Raw genomic sequence first — 15651 nt, 5'->3', positions numbered from 1 at the left:
AGGCACAAGTATTCGCACAGATCAGCTATCCGCCAAGGGATGGAAGCATTATCTATCGGGAGAAAAGTGGCGAGACAACGGCATTTAGCTGCTTCTCGATATAAATCACCACGTTGTCGCCACGTACCTCGCGTCGCAGCTCCCGCCACCCGGATTTGCGGTAGAGCTCCAGCGCGGCCACCTGACGCATGGTGGTGTCGCCGCGCAAGGTGCTGTAGCCGAGCCGGCGCGCCCGATCCTCAAGCTCCTGAGTGATCCGTGCGCCGTAGCCGCGCCGCTGGTGATCGGGGTGGACCCGGAGCCGGCACATCTCGGCCGTGTCGGCGTCGATGCGCCGCAGGCCTCCCATCGCGACGAGCCCCGCACCGGGCACCTCCCCCACCAGGAAGTCGCCCCCGGCCCTCAAGTAGACCTCGGTGATCCGGGGGAAGTCGTCGTCGTAGTAGACGCCGTCACCGGGCACGACACCCACCTGGGCCAGGCCCATCTGATGGAGGGACCACACCGCGTCGAGGTCGGACCAGCGGTATCGCCGGATCCTCAGCGGCGCGGGCCCGTTCTCCCCGCCCCTCACGGGATCTCCCGGCTCGAGATCTCCCGCCAGCGCGTCTCCTGCCACACGTCCTCCTCGGTACCCACGTCACCCGGCATCCTGGAGCAGCTCCGGCGGCACCTCGACCCGGCTCTCCTTGAGCATCTCGCAGAAGGCCTGGAGCCTGGGCGAGTCGCCGTGTTTGGCCCTGATCTCCTTCACCAGGTCGTACGCCGGTCTGAGCAGCAGGTCGGTCCGGTAGTCCTTGTCGACCAGCTCGATGGCCTCCTCGCCCAGCTTGAGCGCGGCGTCGACGTCGCCGTCGATGAGCCGGCACATCGCCCGGTCGAACCGGATCAGGGTCTGGTCGAGCAGGTCCTCGTCCGTGTACTTGTCGAGCGCCTGCTGCAGGATCACGTCGGCCTCGACCGTCTGCCCCAGCTTCACCAGGACGTCGCCCTGGTAGAAGTAGAGCTGCCGCTCGGTGTAGCCGAACGCCGGGTCCTCCCGATCGCTGTCGGTCATCTGCTGGAAGGCCGCCCTGGCGCGGTGCAGGGCCCGCTTGGCCTGCTCGACCACCTCGTGGCGCGAGCCGTTGACGCCGGCGATCTTCGCCAGCGCCCTCGCCTCGACGACGGGCGCCATGGTCCGCGCGGCACAGGGGGTGTGGCCGGCCAGGTCGCGGCTCTTCTTCGCCAGGGTGAGCGCCTCACGCGGGTCGCCGTAGTAGAGCGGCACCAGCGCCTCACGGGCGGTGACCCAGGCCCGCAGCGCCCGGTCGCCGGTCTCGTCCGCCGCCATCCGGCCGGTGCGGAAGAACGAACGCGCCATCCGCTGGTCCCCGAGGTCGATCATGATCATTCCCGTGAGCCCGGCGAGCTGGGCGGCCATCCGGCACAGCCGTTCCTGCACGTCGATGGGCTGCCGGTGGTCCAACGCCTTGCGCACGGCGGTGAACTCCAGCATGACGTCGCAGAGCAGCCGTACGGGCGGGGTGTTCATGTACTGCCGCCCGAAGCCGAACGTGGCCTGCTCCCACTGGTCGAGCATCGCCGGCGAGACCGTGGCCATGACCATCGTCTCGTCCATCCGCCGGCGGAGGTTCTCCACCGCGCCGAGCACCTCTTCGTTGAGCTCCTTGAGCCCGACCGACCCGACGGCGCCGCCGGCGAGGAGCTTCAACAGCGTCCTCCGTAGCACGTTCTCGTCCTCCTCGCCCCCGTCCACCGGATGGGTGCCGCCGCCCGACGGGGCGGGCGCACCCCACGGGGCGGGTGAAGTGATATGTCTGTCCTGCTCCGACTCCCCGCCACCCGATTCGCCCGGATGTCCGTGGCCGCAGATGCACGGGCTTTCGAACCCGAGGGCCAGGGGCTCCACCCGGTAGACCGAGCACAGATAGTGGAGGTACTCCGGGCCGGGCCGCTTCATGCCCGACTCGTACGCGGACAGTAGCGTCTCGCCGATGCCGGGGACGGCTTTTCCGTCCTTCTCGAAGAGAGCGCGCACCTGCTCGATCACGTCGGCGAGCGCCACACCATGCGAGAGGCGATGTGCCTTGATCCGAGTCGTGCCGAACTGTGGTCCGCAGTCTTTGTGGATTTCCTCGGCGATCTGGGCCAGGCTACGCCCGGCGGCCAGGCCCCGCGCCCGGATCCGGCGCGCGATCTCCGTCTCCCTGTGTTGCCTGCCGGACATTCCGGCCCCTCTCTCGTGGCCGGCCGCACTCGCAGCCCGTGGTCTCGAGCGGTCCTCGCTTCGTGACGGAGAGTGACTTACTCGTCGCACTCCGCCGACACCATAATGATGGACCATAGTTGGCGCGGCCAAGCCCCCAACATGAACGTGCCGACTAAGGATCGTCTACCGATAGGGGTTTTCTTTCAACCAACATGGGTTTTCCTCCACCTCAGCGCCTCCTGGCCATCGTTGACCCGAGCAGTTCCGTGAGCCATCTTGGGCGCACCAGAGTGAACAGACGGGAACGCAAAGTACACATTCCGTCCGCGAACGGAAGTGAAGGAGGACCTACGGTGGGGGAGGACGATTTCCGGCGCCTGGAATATCTGGTGGCCGAACTCGATGCGCGGGGTCTGCTCGCGCGAGTCGTGCGCACCCCGTCGGGCCGCGCCTACGTACGCGTGATCAACCCCGACGCGACGAGCCTCACGGAGAACGTCGTCTGCCAGGCGGCCGACTACTGGTGGTCCTGGGGTGAGCGGATGCACCGGGCGGACGACCCCGCCGGAGCGGCCACGAAGGTGGCCCGCGTGCTTGCCGCGGTGAGCGAGTAGGGGAAGGCGGCGGCCCCGAGGTGAGAACCGGCGAGAGCGCAGGCGCCGTGGGCCGCCGCATCCACCGCGGCTTTGAAGGGGTGGGCAGGACGCCCGGTGCGGAGCGTGGTCGTCGCGCCGCCCCGGTGCGACGGCGACGCTGCGGCGTCCCGCCCGCCCCGACCCCGCCCGCGCCCCGCGGGCGGGCCGACCGGTTCGCCGGTCGCCACGAACGGCCGTCCGGCCCTGTCGAGCAGGTGGGGCCGGACGGTGATGGGGGGGATCCCCACTTGGAGAACGGCGCCGGGCGCGCTTCCGGGTGCGCGCCCGCGTCCTGCCACACCGTCACTGGAGCGTGTCCGGTCCGCCCTCCGCGGCCCCGGACGGGACGCGCTTCCGTCTTCCCCGGCGATGTGACGGAGGCCGGATCAGTCGGCAGTATTGGCTTCGTCCGAGAACTGCCGCTGATCCGATCCGGGGGGGATCCACCTCGTGTTACCGCTGTCGCCCGTGACGCCGACTCCTGAGCCGACCGTCGTGCCGGACCTGGACGTGCTCGGGGAGAAGGTGTCGCAGGCGTGCCAGAACAACGACGGCATCTTCTGCACCGTCCTGAACAGCGCCTTCCCCGAGCGTGACTTCCCCGCCTGGGTGCAGCTCGTGGCGGGCGTCGTCGACGTGCTGATCCTCATCGCCCTGATTCTGGCCGGGGCGCTGGTCATCCGTAACGTCGTTCACCGGCTGATCACCCGGCTCACCATGCGGGCCAGTGTGGGCGTGCTGCCGGAACGGCTGCGCGGCAAGAGCGTGCTGACGAGCACGGAGGCCGCAGCGGCGATCATGACGGAGCGTCGCAGGGCGCGCGCCGAGACGATGGGCTCGGTGCTGCGGAGCCTCGCGTCCGTCGTGATCCTGGGCACCGCGGCCTTGATGGTCTTCGCGAAGCTCGGGGTCGAGCTGGCGCCGCTGCTCACGAGCGTCGGCATCATCGGTGTGGCGGTCGGCTTCGGCGCGCAGGAGCTGGTCAAGGACTTCATCGCCGGCATGTTCATGCTGCTGGAGGACCAGTACGGCGTGGGCGATGTGATCGACACCGGGGTGGCCGTCGGCACGGTGGAGGCCGTCACGCTCCGCATCACCCGCCTGCGCGACTCCGACGGCAAGGTCTGGTACGTGCGCAACGGCACGATCACCCGGATCGGCAACGAGTCGCAGGGCTGGTCGAGGGCCGTCGTGGACGTGCCGGTGCCGTACGACAGCGACGTGGCCACGGTCCGCGAGCTGCTGAACGACCTGGCCCGCGACATGTGGGAGGACCCGGACTACCGCGACACGGTCCTCGTCGAGGAGCCGCAGGTCTTCGGCCTGGAGTCGATCTCGGGCTCGTCCGTCATCTTCCGGGTCAGCGTGAAGACCGTGCCGGCGCGGCACCTGGAGGTCGCCCGTGAGCTGCGCCTGCGGGTGAAGCGGGCCTTCGACGAGAAGAGCCTCACGTTCGCCGCCTGACCTTACCGATCGGTACCTGTCTTAGGCTGAATCCGTGACCAGCGAGCAGACCCTGTCCTTCTACGAGGCGGTCGGCGGCGAGGAGGTCTTCGAGCGCCTCGTCCGCCGGTTCTACGAGGGCGTCGCGGAAGACCCCCTGTTGCGCCCGATGTACCCCGAGGAGGACCTCAGCGGCGCGGAGGAGCGGCTGCGCCTGTTCCTCATCCAATACTGGGGCGGCCCGCGGACCTACAGCGAGCAGCGCGGCCATCCCCGGCTGCGGATGCGGCACGTGCCGTTCGTCATCGACGAGGCGGCGCGGGACGCCTGGCTCAGGCACATGGGAGACGCCGTGCGCTCCCTCGGCCTGCCGGCCGAGCGCGAGAAGGAGCTGTGGGACTACCTCGTCTACGCCGCCCACAGCATGGTCAACGCATAAGCGACGGAAGCAGCGGGCAGCCCAAGACTCATGGAAACAACCCCCTGGTGGCGTGATGCCGTCGTCTATGAGATCTACGTCCGCAGCTTCGCCGACGCCTCCGGCGACGGCGTGGGCGACCTGGCGGGAATCCGCGACCGCCTGCCCTACCTCGCCGAGCTCGGCGTCGACGCGATCTGGCTGACCCCCTTCTATCCCTCCCCCATGGCCGACGGCGGCTACGACGTGGCGGACTACCGCGACGTCGATCCGCTGTTCGGATCACTTGCCGACTTCGACGACCTGGTCGCCGACGCGCACGCGCACGGCCTGCGGCTGATGGTGGACATCGTGCCGAACCACAGCTCGTCGGCCCACCCGTGGTTCCAGAAGGCCCTGGCGTCCCCCAGGGGCTCCCAGGAGCGCGAGCGGTACATGTTCAGGGACGGCGGCCCGGAAGGCGGCGGAAGCGGCCACGGAGAGCCGAACAACTGGCTCTCCACGTTCGGGGGCCCGGCGTGGACCCAGGTGCCCGACGGGCAGTGGTACCTCCATCTGTTCGCACCCGAGCAGCCCGACTTCAACTGGCGCAACCCCGAGGTGCGGGAGGAGTTCCTCGACGTCCTGCGGTTCTGGCTCGACCGGGGGGTGGACGGCTTCCGGATCGACGTCGCGATGGGCCTGATCAAGGCGGAAGGGCTGCCGGACACCGATCCGGGCTTCAGCTCGCGGTCGCCGATCTGGAGCCGGCCCGAGGTGCACGACGTCTATCGCGACTGGCGGCGGGTGCTCGACTCCTATCCCGGCACCCGCGTCGCCATCGGCGAGGTCTGGACCGACTCGGCCGAGGACCTCGCGTTGTATGTGCGGCCCGACGAGCTGCACCAGAGCTTCAACTTCGCCTGGCTTGAGGCCCCCTGGTCGGCCACGGCCTTCAGGAAGGTCATCGACGACACCCTCAAGGCCGTCGCCTCGCCGACCTGGGTGCTGTCCAACCATGACGTCGTACGGCATGTGACCCGCTATGGCCAGGGGTCGCTCGACCCGGGGGCCGGCCTGGCCCGGGCCCGTGCGGCGCTGCTCGCCATGCTCGCCCTGCCGGGGTCGGCCTACCTCTACCAGGGTGAGGAGCTGGGGCTGCCCGAGGTCACCGACCTTCCTCCGGAGGCGCGCCAGGACCCGATCTTCGCGCGGTCGAACGGCGAGGTGCCGGGCCGCGACGGCTGCCGGGTGCCGCTGCCCTGGTCGGGCACCGAGCCGCCGTACGGCTTCGGATCGGGCGGGTCGTGGCTGCCGCAGCCGGCCGATTGGGCGGACCTCACGGCCGAACGGCAGGCGGCCGACCCGTCCTCGACGCTCTGGTTCTACCGCCGGGTGCTGCAGACGCGGCGGGAGCTGCGCGGCACGCTGCCCGACGCGATCACCTGGCTGGAGTCGCCGGAGGAGACGCTGTTCTTCCAGCGGGGCCGCCTGATCTGTGTGATCAACTGCGGTGAGGGCGCGGTCGCGCTACCGCCCCACGACCGGGTGCTGATCAGCAGCGGCCCGCTCGACGGCACCGCGCTTCCCGCCGACACGGCGGCCTGGCTACTCACCGAGTGATCCCGCCCTCGCCCCCGCACCGGCCGCCGGCCTCGGCGCCTGCTCCGGCCACCGCGGCCGGTCACGGGGCGTCGGCGAGAAACCGCCTGAGATATGCCAGCTCGTCGTCGTCGAGCCTGCGGGGGCGGGCCTCCGCGGCGTCGTAGGCGACCAGGACCGTGCGCGCCTCGGCGTAGAGCGTCTCGTCGTCGCGGATCTCGTACGCGAGGGTGAAACGCACCCGGGAGATCTCGGTGACCCACATCTCGACGCGTACGGGATCGGTGCGGAAGGTCAGAGGCCGCCGATAGTCGATCTCGTGCCGGGCGACCACGAGGTCCTGCCGGCGGCCGCCGGCTTCACGGGGCCGCTCCCACAGCATGGACACCCGCGCGTCCTCAAGGTAGTCGAGGAAGCGGACGTTGTTGACGTGGCCGAAGCTGTCGATGTCGGCGAAGCGCACCTTGCGCTCGAAGACGAAACGGGTCGACTGCTCTGGAGGATTGCGTAGCTCGGTCACCGGTCAAACCTAACGGGCCCCCGTTCCCGGCACGGAGGCGGGGACGGGGGCCGTGTGAGGCGGAAGGAACGCGGCTCAGTCGCGGGTGAGCTTGCGGTAGGTGACGCGGTGCGGGCGGGCGGCGTCCGCGCCCAGCCGCTCGATCTTGTTCTTCTCGTAGTCGGCGTAGTTGCCCTCGAACCAGAACCAGTTCGAGCCCTCTTCCCACGCCAGGATGTGGGTGGCGATGCGGTCGAGGAACCACCGGTCGTGCGAGGTGATCACGGCGCAGCCCGGGAAGTCGAGCAGCGCGTTCTCCAGGCTGGACAGCGTCTCGGTGTCGAGGTCGTTGGTGGGCTCGTCCAGGAGCAGCACGTTGCCGCCCTGCTTGAGGGTGAGCGCGAGGTTGAGCCGGTTGCGCTCGCCACCGGACAGCACGCCCGCGAGCTTCTGCTGGTCGGGGCCCTTGAAGCCGAACGCCGCGACGTACGCTCGCGAGGGCATCTCGACGTTGCCGACCTTGATGTGGTCGAGCCCGTCGGAGACGACCTGCCAGACGTTCTTGGCGGGGTCGATGCCGGCCCTGCTCTGGTCGACGTACGAGATCTTGACGGTCTCGCCGACGGTGATGGACCCGGTGTCCGGGGTCTCGGACCCGGTGATCATCCGGAAGAGCGTGGTCTTGCCGACGCCGTTCGGGCCGATGACGCCGACGATGCCGTTGCGCGGCAGGTCGAAGGACAGCTCGTCCATGAGCAGCCGGTCGCCGAAGCCCTTGCTCAGCTTCTCGGCCCGGATGACCGTCGTGCCCAGGCGCGGGCCCGGCGGGATCTGGATCTCCTCGAAGTCGAGCTTGCGATACTTGTCGGCCTCGGCGGCCATCTCCTCGTAGCGCTGGAGACGGGCGCGGCTCTTGGTCTGGCGGGCGCGCGCGTTGGAGCGCACCCACTGCAGCTCCTCCTCCAGGCGCTTCTTGCGCTTGGCGTCCTTCTGGCCCTCGACCTTCAGACGCGCGGCCTTGGCCTCAAGGTAGGTGGAGTAGTTGCCCTCGTAGGGGTAGCACCGGCCCCGGTCGAGCTCCAGGATCCAGTTGGCGACGTTGTCGAGGAAGTAGCGGTCGTGGGTGACGGCCAGGACGGTGCCGGGGTACTTTTCCAGGTGCTGCTCCAGCCACTGGACGCTCTCGGCGTCGAGGTGGTTGGTGGGCTCGTCGAGCAGCAGCAGGTCGGGCTGCTCCAGCAGCAGCTTGCACAGCGCGACCCGGCGCCGCTCACCACCGCTGAGCTTGGTCACCTCGGCGTCGGGCGGCGGGCAGCGCAACGCGTCCATGGCCTGTTCGAGCTGGCTGTCGAGGTCCCACGCGTTGCGGTGGTCGAGCGCGTCCTGCAGACGGCCCATCTCCTCCAGCAGCTCGTCGCTGTAGTCGGTGGCCATCTGCTCGGCGATCTCGTTGAACCGGTCGAGCATGGCCTTGGTCTCGGCGACGCCCTCCTCGACGTTTCCGAGCACGGTCTTCGACTCGTTGAGCGCCGGCTCCTGCATCAGGATGCCGACCGTGAAGCCGGGCATCAGCCGGGCCTCGCCGTTGGACGGCTGCTCCAGCCCCGCCATCATCTTGAGCAGCGTCGACTTGCCCGTGCCGTTCGGGCCCAGGACACCGATCTTGGCCCCCGGCAGGAACGACAGGGTGACGTCGTCGAGAACCACCTTGTCACCGTGCGCCTTGCGCACGCGCTGCAACGTATAGATGTACTCCGGCATACCTTCAAGCCTAGGGGATCGCACCGGCAGCGCCGTCCGCGCTGCGCGGAGGTGGGGCCACTGGGGCGGCAGGGAGACAGACCCTGTCCCTGCCGAGCTCCTTCGCGCGATAGAGGGCGAGATCGGCAGCGGCCAGCAGCTCGATCAGGTCCTCACCGTGGACGTTCATGATCGCCACCCCGGCGGAGACCGTGACCGTGACCGTCGCCTGCTCGGCGGGGACGACCATCCGGCCCACCCTGGTGCGCAGCCGTTCGGCCACCCGCCTCGCCTCGTGCACGTCGGCGCCGGGCAGCAGCACGACGAACTCCTCGCCGCCGAACCGCCCCACCACGTCGTACTCACGCAGCTGGGTGCGGAGGGTGGCCGCCACCTGGGCGAGGACCTGGTCGCCCACCAGGTGGCCGTAGGTGTCGTTGACCTTCTTGAAGTGGTCGATGTCCACCAGGACCAGCGCGAGGGCGTCTCCGGTCCGCTGGGCCCTGACGATCTCCGTGTCCGCCTCCCGCTGCCAGGCGGCCGCGTTGAGAAGGCCCGTCTTCGGGTCCGTACGGGCCGCGGCCTGGAGCTGGGCGTGCAGCAGGCTCCGCTGCAGCAGCACGACGGGCGGCAGCACGAGCAGCAGCAGCGCCAGGTTGAGGCCGCAGACGACGGCGACGAGCACGCCGAGGCAGAGCTCGACCGCGTCGAGCAGGACGCGCTCACGGTCCCACAGCACCTCGCCCCAGCGGCCCTCCGGGTCGGACGCGTGCGCCGCGACCGCGATCAGCGCGGTGTTGAGCACCGTGAACAGCACCGCGCAGGCCGCCGCGACCGCGATCGGCCCGCCCTTCCCCGCCGACAGGTCCGCGGCGGAGGGGACCCATCGGTGGAAGACGGCCGAGGCGGAGCCCGCCGCGATCCCGATCGCCGCCGCGCTGAACACGCGGCGATACAGCACGGTCGCCCGGACCCTGAGCTGGAGCAGGATCTGCATCGGAATGGGCGCGAGCAGGGCGTAGACCGGCGGAAGCAGGAACGCCACCGGCAACCACCAGGCGGACAGCAGGTCACGGGAGACACCCGCGGGCATGCCGAGGCGGCGGGTGGCCTCGATGCACACCGCGCCGCACACGGTGAGCGCGCCGAACATGACGAGGTGAGGGGTGTGGAACGCGGTCGACTTCGCCAGCACCGCGATCAGGACCGCGTCGAACGCCACGATCGCGCACACATAGGACACGAGCGCGGGCGGCTGGGCCAGCAGCGGCCATCGATTTCGCGAGCAGATCGCGCTTCGCGGTCTGGCCGAGGTCTGACCGGTTGCCGTCATCCCGCCCCCCAGTAGCCGAAGCCCATCTCACGATGAGTAACACAATAGTTGCGGAGTGTGCGATGCGCGACGGGAACCACTACCTTGGCACGATGGCCATCTGCATCTGAGGGGCTGAAAAGGCATCTGCGGCGGTTTGCGCGACGTACGCTTCGTGTCCTCCTGGGCGGCGGACAGACCGGCTCCGCCCACCGCATGCTACGTGGTGCGGGGAAGCGGCGGCAGCGGCAGAGGAAGTCCCGGCAGGCCGTCGATACTGGTCGCGACGTGCTCCTTCTTGTGGAAGTACGCGCCGAGCGACTCGTCGGTCTCGCGTTCGAACCGCGACCCGTGCAGCGGGCGGTCCCCTTCGTAGGTCATGAACGGGACGGCGTAGCCGCACGTGTCACGGATCTTCTCGGCGGTCACGACGATGATCGCCCGCAGGCCGTGCCGGCTCGGGTCGATAGCCGGGAAGTGGCGCATCAGCCCGGCCCAGCGTGGATCGTCGCGGAAAACCGGCTCGCCCCACCCGCGCGGGGATCTCGCGACGAGGGGTGGTGGTCAGGCGCCTGGCGGGGCGAGCACGATGTCGAAGCGCACCTTGCTCCAGGTGCCTTCGATCACCCGCCCGTCAGGGGTCGGGCTGCCGGGCGGCTGCCGCTCGAACCTCTTGATCAGCGACTCCTTGACTCCGAAGACGGAGTCGTTCCAGCCGATCGGGTCGCCCTCGGGGAAGATGTGCGTCACCAGCGTGCGCCCGTTCTCGTGGCCGACCATGAAGTGCAGGTGCGATGCCCGCAGCGGCGACCGGCCGACCGCGGCCAGCATCCGCCCGACCGGGCCGTCGTCCGGGATCGGGTAGGGCGTCGGGGTCAGCGCCCAGAACCGATAGCCGCCGTCCTCCGCCGAGAACAGGTGACCGCGGGCGGAACGCTTGGCTCCGTCGTACTGCACGTCGTAGAGGCCGGTCTCGTCGGCCTCCCAGACCTCGATGCGCGCGCCCGCGAGCGGGTCGCCATCGGTGTCGGTCACCGTGCCCTCGACCCAGCACGGCTCACCCGGGGCGCCGAAGGCCACGTCGCCGCCGAGCTCGACGCGAGGCGAGTCCTCGACGAAGAACGGGCCGAAGACCGTCGCCTCGGTGGCGTCCTTGTAGGCCGCGTTGTTGACGTTGATGGTCTGCATCGAGGCGCCGAGGGTGTCCGACAGCAGGATGAACTCCTGACGCACGTCGTCGGTGATGTGACCGGCGTTGGTGAGGAAGTCGATCGCGGCGCGCCACTCCTGCTCGGTCAGCCGCACCTCTCGGATGAAGGCGTGCAGGTGCTCGACCAGGGCGACCATCACTTCCTTCAGCCGCGGGTCCGGGCAGCCGGCGAAGGAGGCGACGACGTTCTCGACCAGCTTGGCCTCGACGGCCTGCTGCGCGGGATCGACCTCCCGATGGACGCGCCCCTGGGTGCCGGCCTGGGCCGATCCCGGGTTGCCCTGGTTGCTCATCGGCGCTCTCCTTCCCACGCGGCACGCAGCAGCGCGGTGAGGTTCTCTTCGGTCACGGGGGCCGGGTTGCCGGCCGGCAGGGCGGCCATGATCGGCGCGACCGCCTTGGTGATGCCTTCTTCGGGCATCCCGTAGTCCTTCAGCGCACGCGGCGCGCCGACCTCCGCCCGCAGCGCGGCCAGCCCCTCGACGGCGGTGGCGGTGCCGAAGGCCGCCGCGATGCGCCGCTCGGCCTCGGGCGCGCTCGGAGCGTTGAAAGCCAGCACGTGCGGGAGCACGACGGCGTGGGTCTGCGCGTGGGGCAGGTCGAACATGCCGCCGAGCACGTGGCAGATCTTGTGGTGCAGCCCCGAGCCGGCCGACGCGAACGCGGCCGCGGCGAGGTAGGCGCCGTACAGGGTCTGCTCGATGCCCTCGATCGCGCCGCCGTCCGCGGCGACGACGGGCAGCCCGGCGGCCAGGGCGCGGATGCCCTCGCCCGCCAGCGCCTGATCGATCGGGTCCGCCCGCGGTCCCCACATCGAGTCGACGCAGTGGGCCAGCGCGTTGAGCCCCGACGCCACGCTCATGTCGGCGGGCAGCGAGGTGAGCAGCTCGGCGTCGTAGACGATCGAGCGCGGCAGCACCTTGTCGTCGACGCCGGTGGTCTTGGTCCCGCTCTCGGTCAGGCCCCAGACGTTGGTCGCCTCGGAGCCCGCGTAGGTGGTCGGGACGGCGACGACCGGCAGGCCTGTCGTCAAGGCGACGGCCTTGCCCAGCCCGGTGGCGGACCCGCCGCCCACGGTGACCACGACCTCGGCCTCGGCCGCCGCGGCGGCCGTCCGTGCCCGCCCGGCCACCTCGACCGGGACGTGCATGACGACCTCCTCATGCCGCCGCACGACCGGCAGCCGTGCCGCGATCGGGTCGGCGACGGCGGCCGCGCGCTCGGAGGCGATCAGCATGACCCGCTGGGCGCCGAGGAGGGAGACCTCCTCGGTAACCGCCTCCGGCGAGCCGCCGGAGGCGAAGACGACACGCTGCGGCAGCGTCGCGTGGACGAACCTCATGCCCGCCTCCGAAGCATCGCGTGGACGAACCTCACGCCCGCCTCCGCGGCTTCAGCGCCGGGGCCCGCAGTGCGCCGGGCGGGACGTCGGGCAGGCTCGTCGCACGCCGGGCGATGTGCGTGCCGGGGCGGGCCAGCGGCATGCCGGACTCCTCTGTCTTGCGAAGTTAGCCCGGTCATAGTACAGATCGGCGACCTCATGACCAGGACCCACGGCCACCGTCTCCAGCGGCATCCCAGCCGCGGCCGCCGTCGACGCGATCACTACCCGCACTGCCGGCCGGCCCGCTGACGCGATCACCGTCGCGGGCACGCATCGGACAGGCCCTGGCCGGTGTCAATTCCGGCACGCCGCACCAACGCTCACCGCACTCCAGATGCTTCTCGCCACCTCCTGGGCCGCCGCTCGCCGGCCTGCTCGCAGCGCCCATCTGAGCACCTGACAAGGCACTGCTACCAAGCCGTCGCCACATAACCGCGCCAGACGACTGACTCACCAGGCTTCGCGACAGGCCCTTAGGCCGCCAGCGCGGGCGGGAGCCAGGCGGCCTCGCCGCCGTCGCCCAGGCCGCGCTCCGGCTCCGTCACCTCGTCCGTCACATCGCCTGTCGCCCTGTCGGTCGTCTCGTCCGATGCGTCCGCCGCGCTTTCCATCGTGCCGTTCGTCGCGGCGTCCGTCGTACCGTTTTCTCCGCTGATCTCCGCCGTGCCGAGTCTCGTGCCGATTCCCCCTGTGCCGATCTCTCCGCTGCCGCTGCTTCGGGGCGCCGCGTCGTGTTGGCCCCGCGCGCCGACGAGGGCGTCGAACGCCTCGTCGTCGTCTCCGTCGGCGACGGACGCCGCGCCGGGCTCGCCGAGGCCGCTGAACCCGCTGGGGCCGCTGCGGCTGGTCAGCTCCCATTCCCGCGTCGCGTCTTCCATCGCGTGGCGCTCGTCGTCGCTCGGCGCGCCCGCCGCGTAGGCCCGGATCGGCTTCTCGAACGTGGCGATGCCCCACTTCAGGTCATGGCCCACCGAGCTCGCCTCGATCTCCGCCCAGAACCGCTGCTCACCGTCGCGCTCGAACTGCTTGATCCGCAGCTTGCCGTACACCACGACAGGGTGTCCCCTGCGGATCGACTGCTGCACGTTGTCGGCCAGCCCGCGGTAGCAGCGCACGGTGTAGTAGGTGGTGTCCCTGGTCTGCCAGGTGTTGGTCTGCTGGTCGAGGACGCGCCTGTTGACGGCCATCCGCATCGAGGTGACACGCGAGCCGTCGCGGAACTGGTACTGCCGGGGGTCGTCGGTGACGTTCCCGCTCAGCGTGACGTAGATGTCGTTCATCGGAGTGCCTCCCCGGCCCGGTCACTCGCCGGGCTCGGGGGACACACTGGCCGCGCGTCGCACCGCCTCACAGGCCAGAACCGCGTTCTGTGGACGAAGCCACGCCTGTGGACAGCTCTCCCGGTCGGCCTGCCGACGGGTGGGCGGCCGGAGGTCCAGGCCTGCGGCGGTACGTCTCGGGCGGGAGGTCCAGTGGCGGTGTGTCCGACGGCGTCGTACGGAGCAAGAACGCCGCGCGGGGGGATCCCCGGGGCGCGGCGTTCCGTTCAGCGGCGGGTGGCCGCCATCGCGCCGAAGAACTCGTTGTAGCGCTGCAGCTCGCGTTCGAGCGGCTGGACGACCATTTCCTGCGCCAGGGCGCCGACCCGGCGTCTCATGTCGCGCTCTAGCCGGTCGCGTTCCTTGCCGGCGGCGAGGACCACGAAGTTTCTGCTCGCCATGGCCGAGAACAGGCCGAGCCCGAGGACGCTGAGGATCATCAGCCCCACCCAGGGCAGCACGGCCACGTCGCCGAGGACCTCGGACGGCGGACGGCCCACCTTGAAGACCCCGTACGCGAAGATCGCGCCCGCCCAGGCGAGGCTCGCGACGAACATGAGCACCAGGAGGTACTGCCAGATCTTCAGCAGCCACCACCAGACGGGCACGCGGTCGAGCGGCGGGGCCACCTCCGACAGCTCGCCCGACAGCGCCTCGGGAAGATCGTCCACCCGCGAGCGGGCCGCCTCGCGCACGCCGTCGCGCCACACCTCCGGCATGCCGGCCGTCAGACCGTCGGCGAGCGCCTGCACCGCGTTGTCCACCTCGGCGGGCTGCGCGGTGACCGAGCTCGCGACGAGGCCGCGGATGTCGTCCTTCACTGCCCCCAGGCGCAGGCTCTTGAGCGGGTCGGGCCGCATCCGGGCCACCCATCGCGCGTACGGCCAGCCGACCCAGTCGTCCGACCGGACGGCGTACACGTTCTCCATGGCCTCGCCGAGAGCGGAGACGCCGATCGCGTCGCACAGCGCCTCGACCAGCCCGGCGCGCCGGGCGCCGTCCACCGTGGGCTCCACCCGCAGCAGCTCGGGCACGTGCTTGACCAGTCGCTGCACCAGCCGGTCGAGGTCGGCCTCCAGGCGCTGGTAGGCCGCGCGCCGGACGGCAACGGACTCGGCCAGGACGGCCTTCAGGCTGTCGACGCCCTTGCCGGTGGTGGCGGACGTCGCGACCACCCGGGGATGGGTGACGCCCTCACGCCGGAGAAGCTCCTCCAGGTCGGCCACGCACTCCGCCTGCTCCTCCGGGGTGAGCCGGTCGGACTGGTTCAGCACGAAGACCGTCACCGCGTCGTGCCGGTTCAGCTCGGTCACGTAGCGCCGGTGCACCGAGGCGTCGGCGTACTTCTGCGGGTCGAGCACCCACACGATGAGATCGGCCACCTGGATCAGGCGGTGGGCCTCGTGGTCGGTGAGCGCGCGGATCGAGTCGTGGTCGGGCAGGTCGAGCAGGATGAGCCCGTGCAACTGGCTCTCGCCCTTGTCGAGGGCGCTGGCGCGGGCGAACCGGTGCCGCCACTGGATCTGCAGCCAGTCGAGCAGCGGGCCCGCGCCGTCGATGCCCCAGACGCAGGCGTGGGTGCGCGCCGTGGTCGGCCTGCGTACGCCGATGGGCGAAAGCTCCAGCCCGGAAACGGCGTTGAACAAGGACGACTTGCCGCTGCCGGTGCCACCGGCGAGCGCGACGACCGTGTGGTCGGACGACAGTTTGAGCCGGTCGCCGGCGCGCAGCAGGAGCTGGGCGGCCTCGGTGACCAGCGCCGGGTCGAGCCGGCCCTGTCCCAGCTCGACGATCTTGGCCAGGGCGGCGAGCCTGGAGCCGAGCCCGTGCCGGGTTTCGGCGGTGCTGAGAGCCGTCATGGATTCCTCACCGTGGTGCCGGAGACGTACCCGCGCGTG

General features: G+C 70.4%; 13 protein-coding genes and 1 pseudogene. 4 read left to right on the top strand and 10 right to left on the bottom strand.

Annotated elements, in window-relative coordinates; genetic code table 11:
• Positions 1–52: 52 nt before the first annotated feature.
• A complete protein-coding gene (locus HCK04_RS26620) occupies positions 53–619 on the bottom strand; it encodes a GNAT family N-acetyltransferase (protein ID WP_260617409.1) in 567 nt (188 codons plus the stop codon).
• Between the two features lie 21 nt (positions 620–640).
• Complete coding sequence (locus HCK04_RS26615; RefSeq protein WP_142650134.1) at positions 641–2230, bottom strand: helix-turn-helix transcriptional regulator; 1590 nt, start codon at positions 2228–2230, stop codon at positions 641–643.
• A 335-nt stretch (positions 2231–2565) separates the two neighbouring features.
• Between HCK04_RS26615 and HCK04_RS26610 the strand changes: the two genes are divergently transcribed.
• The 4 genes and pseudogenes from HCK04_RS26610 (at position 2566) to HCK04_RS26595 (ending at position 6310) form a co-directional block, all read left to right on the top strand.
• The gene (locus HCK04_RS26610; RefSeq protein WP_142650133.1) at positions 2566–2826 is read left to right on the top strand and encodes a hypothetical protein; all 261 of its coding nucleotides are present in this window, start codon (positions 2566–2568) and stop codon (positions 2824–2826) included.
• A 489-nt stretch (positions 2827–3315) separates the two neighbouring features.
• Positions 3316–4311, top strand: coding sequence for a mechanosensitive ion channel family protein (locus tag HCK04_RS26605; protein ID WP_260617408.1), 996 nt, complete (start codon positions 3316–3318; stop codon positions 4309–4311).
• A gap of 52 nt (positions 4312–4363) precedes the next feature.
• Positions 4364–4723: pseudogene (locus tag HCK04_RS26600) on the top strand (globin); the annotation flags it as partial.
• Positions 4724–4759: 36 nt separating this feature from the next.
• Complete coding sequence (locus HCK04_RS26595; RefSeq protein ID WP_142650130.1) at positions 4760–6310, top strand: alpha-amylase family glycosyl hydrolase; 1551 nt, start codon at positions 4760–4762, stop codon at positions 6308–6310.
• Between the two features lie 61 nt (positions 6311–6371).
• Here the strand turns inward: HCK04_RS26595 and HCK04_RS26590 are convergent, their stop codons facing one another.
• From HCK04_RS26590 to HCK04_RS26555, 8 genes are all read right to left on the bottom strand, one after another.
• Positions 6372–6809, bottom strand: a complete 438-nt coding sequence (locus HCK04_RS26590) for a thioesterase family protein (RefSeq protein WP_142650129.1) — start codon at positions 6807–6809, stop codon at positions 6372–6374.
• Between the two features lie 75 nt (positions 6810–6884).
• Positions 6885–8549 carry an energy-dependent translational throttle protein EttA gene (gene ettA, locus HCK04_RS26585; protein ID WP_142650128.1) on the bottom strand — a complete coding sequence of 555 codons (1665 nt, stop codon included), beginning with the start codon at positions 8547–8549 and terminating at the stop codon, positions 6885–6887.
• Positions 8550–8559: 10 nt separating this feature from the next.
• Positions 8560–9861 (bottom strand): GGDEF domain-containing protein, encoded by a 1302-nt coding sequence (locus HCK04_RS26580; protein ID WP_142650127.1) that lies wholly within the window; start codon positions 9859–9861, stop codon positions 8560–8562.
• Positions 9862–10059: 198 nt separating this feature from the next.
• Positions 10060–10326, bottom strand: coding sequence for a hypothetical protein (locus tag HCK04_RS26575; protein ID WP_205830736.1), 267 nt, complete (start codon positions 10324–10326; stop codon positions 10060–10062).
• A 78-nt stretch (positions 10327–10404) separates the two neighbouring features.
• On the bottom strand, positions 10405–11343 hold the full coding sequence (locus HCK04_RS26570; protein ID WP_142650126.1) for a dioxygenase: 939 nt from the start codon (positions 11341–11343) through the stop codon (positions 10405–10407).
• Entirely contained in the window at positions 11340–12392 is a 1053-nt protein-coding gene (locus HCK04_RS26565; protein ID WP_142650125.1) for a maleylacetate reductase, read from the bottom strand. The genes HCK04_RS26570 and HCK04_RS26565 overlap by 4 nt, the downstream gene beginning before the upstream one ends.
• A 515-nt stretch (positions 12393–12907) precedes the next feature.
• Positions 12908–13714: a single-stranded DNA-binding protein gene (locus tag HCK04_RS26560; protein ID WP_142650124.1), complete on the bottom strand. Its 807-nt coding sequence runs from the start codon at positions 13712–13714 to the stop codon at positions 12908–12910.
• A 266-nt stretch (positions 13715–13980) separates the two neighbouring features.
• Positions 13981–15612, bottom strand: coding sequence for a GTPase (locus HCK04_RS26555; RefSeq protein ID WP_142650123.1), 1632 nt, complete (start codon positions 15610–15612; stop codon positions 13981–13983).
• Positions 15613–15651: the final 39 nt, after the last annotated feature.

Origin of the sequence: Microbispora sp. CL1-1 (assembly GCF_012034195.1) — a bacterium.
Lineage (GTDB): Bacteria > Actinomycetota > Actinomycetes > Streptosporangiales > Streptosporangiaceae > Microbispora.
The sequence above is the reverse complement of the archived record's forward strand: the minus strand, read 5'-3'. Positions and strand labels throughout refer to the sequence as shown.

Bases quoted from the DNA above. Each gene is read 5' to 3' on its own strand.
- HCK04_RS26615 (WP_142650134.1), bottom strand. From the start codon at position 2,230: ATGTCCGGCAGGCAACACAGGGAGACGGAGATCGCGCGCCGGATCCGG.
- HCK04_RS26595 (WP_142650130.1), top strand. From the start codon at position 4,760: ATGGAAACAACCCCCTGGTGGCGTGATGCCGTCGTCTATGAGATCTAC.
- ettA (WP_142650128.1), bottom strand. From the start codon at position 8,549: ATGCCGGAGTACATCTATACGTTGCAGCGCGTGCGCAAGGCGCACGGT.
- HCK04_RS26580 (WP_142650127.1), bottom strand. From the start codon at position 9,861: ATGACGGCAACCGGTCAGACCTCGGCCAGACCGCGAAGCGCGATCTGC.
- HCK04_RS26575 (WP_205830736.1), bottom strand. From the start codon at position 10,326: ATGCGCCACTTCCCGGCTATCGACCCGAGCCGGCACGGCCTGCGGGCG.
- HCK04_RS26570 (WP_142650126.1), bottom strand. From the start codon at position 11,343: ATGAGCAACCAGGGCAACCCGGGATCGGCCCAGGCCGGCACCCAGGGG.
- HCK04_RS26565 (WP_142650125.1), bottom strand. From the start codon at position 12,392: ATGAGGTTCGTCCACGCGACGCTGCCGCAGCGTGTCGTCTTCGCCTCC.
- HCK04_RS26560 (WP_142650124.1), bottom strand. From the start codon at position 13,714: ATGAACGACATCTACGTCACGCTGAGCGGGAACGTCACCGACGACCCC.
- HCK04_RS26555 (WP_142650123.1), bottom strand. From the start codon at position 15,612: ATGACGGCTCTCAGCACCGCCGAAACCCGGCACGGGCTCGGCTCCAGG.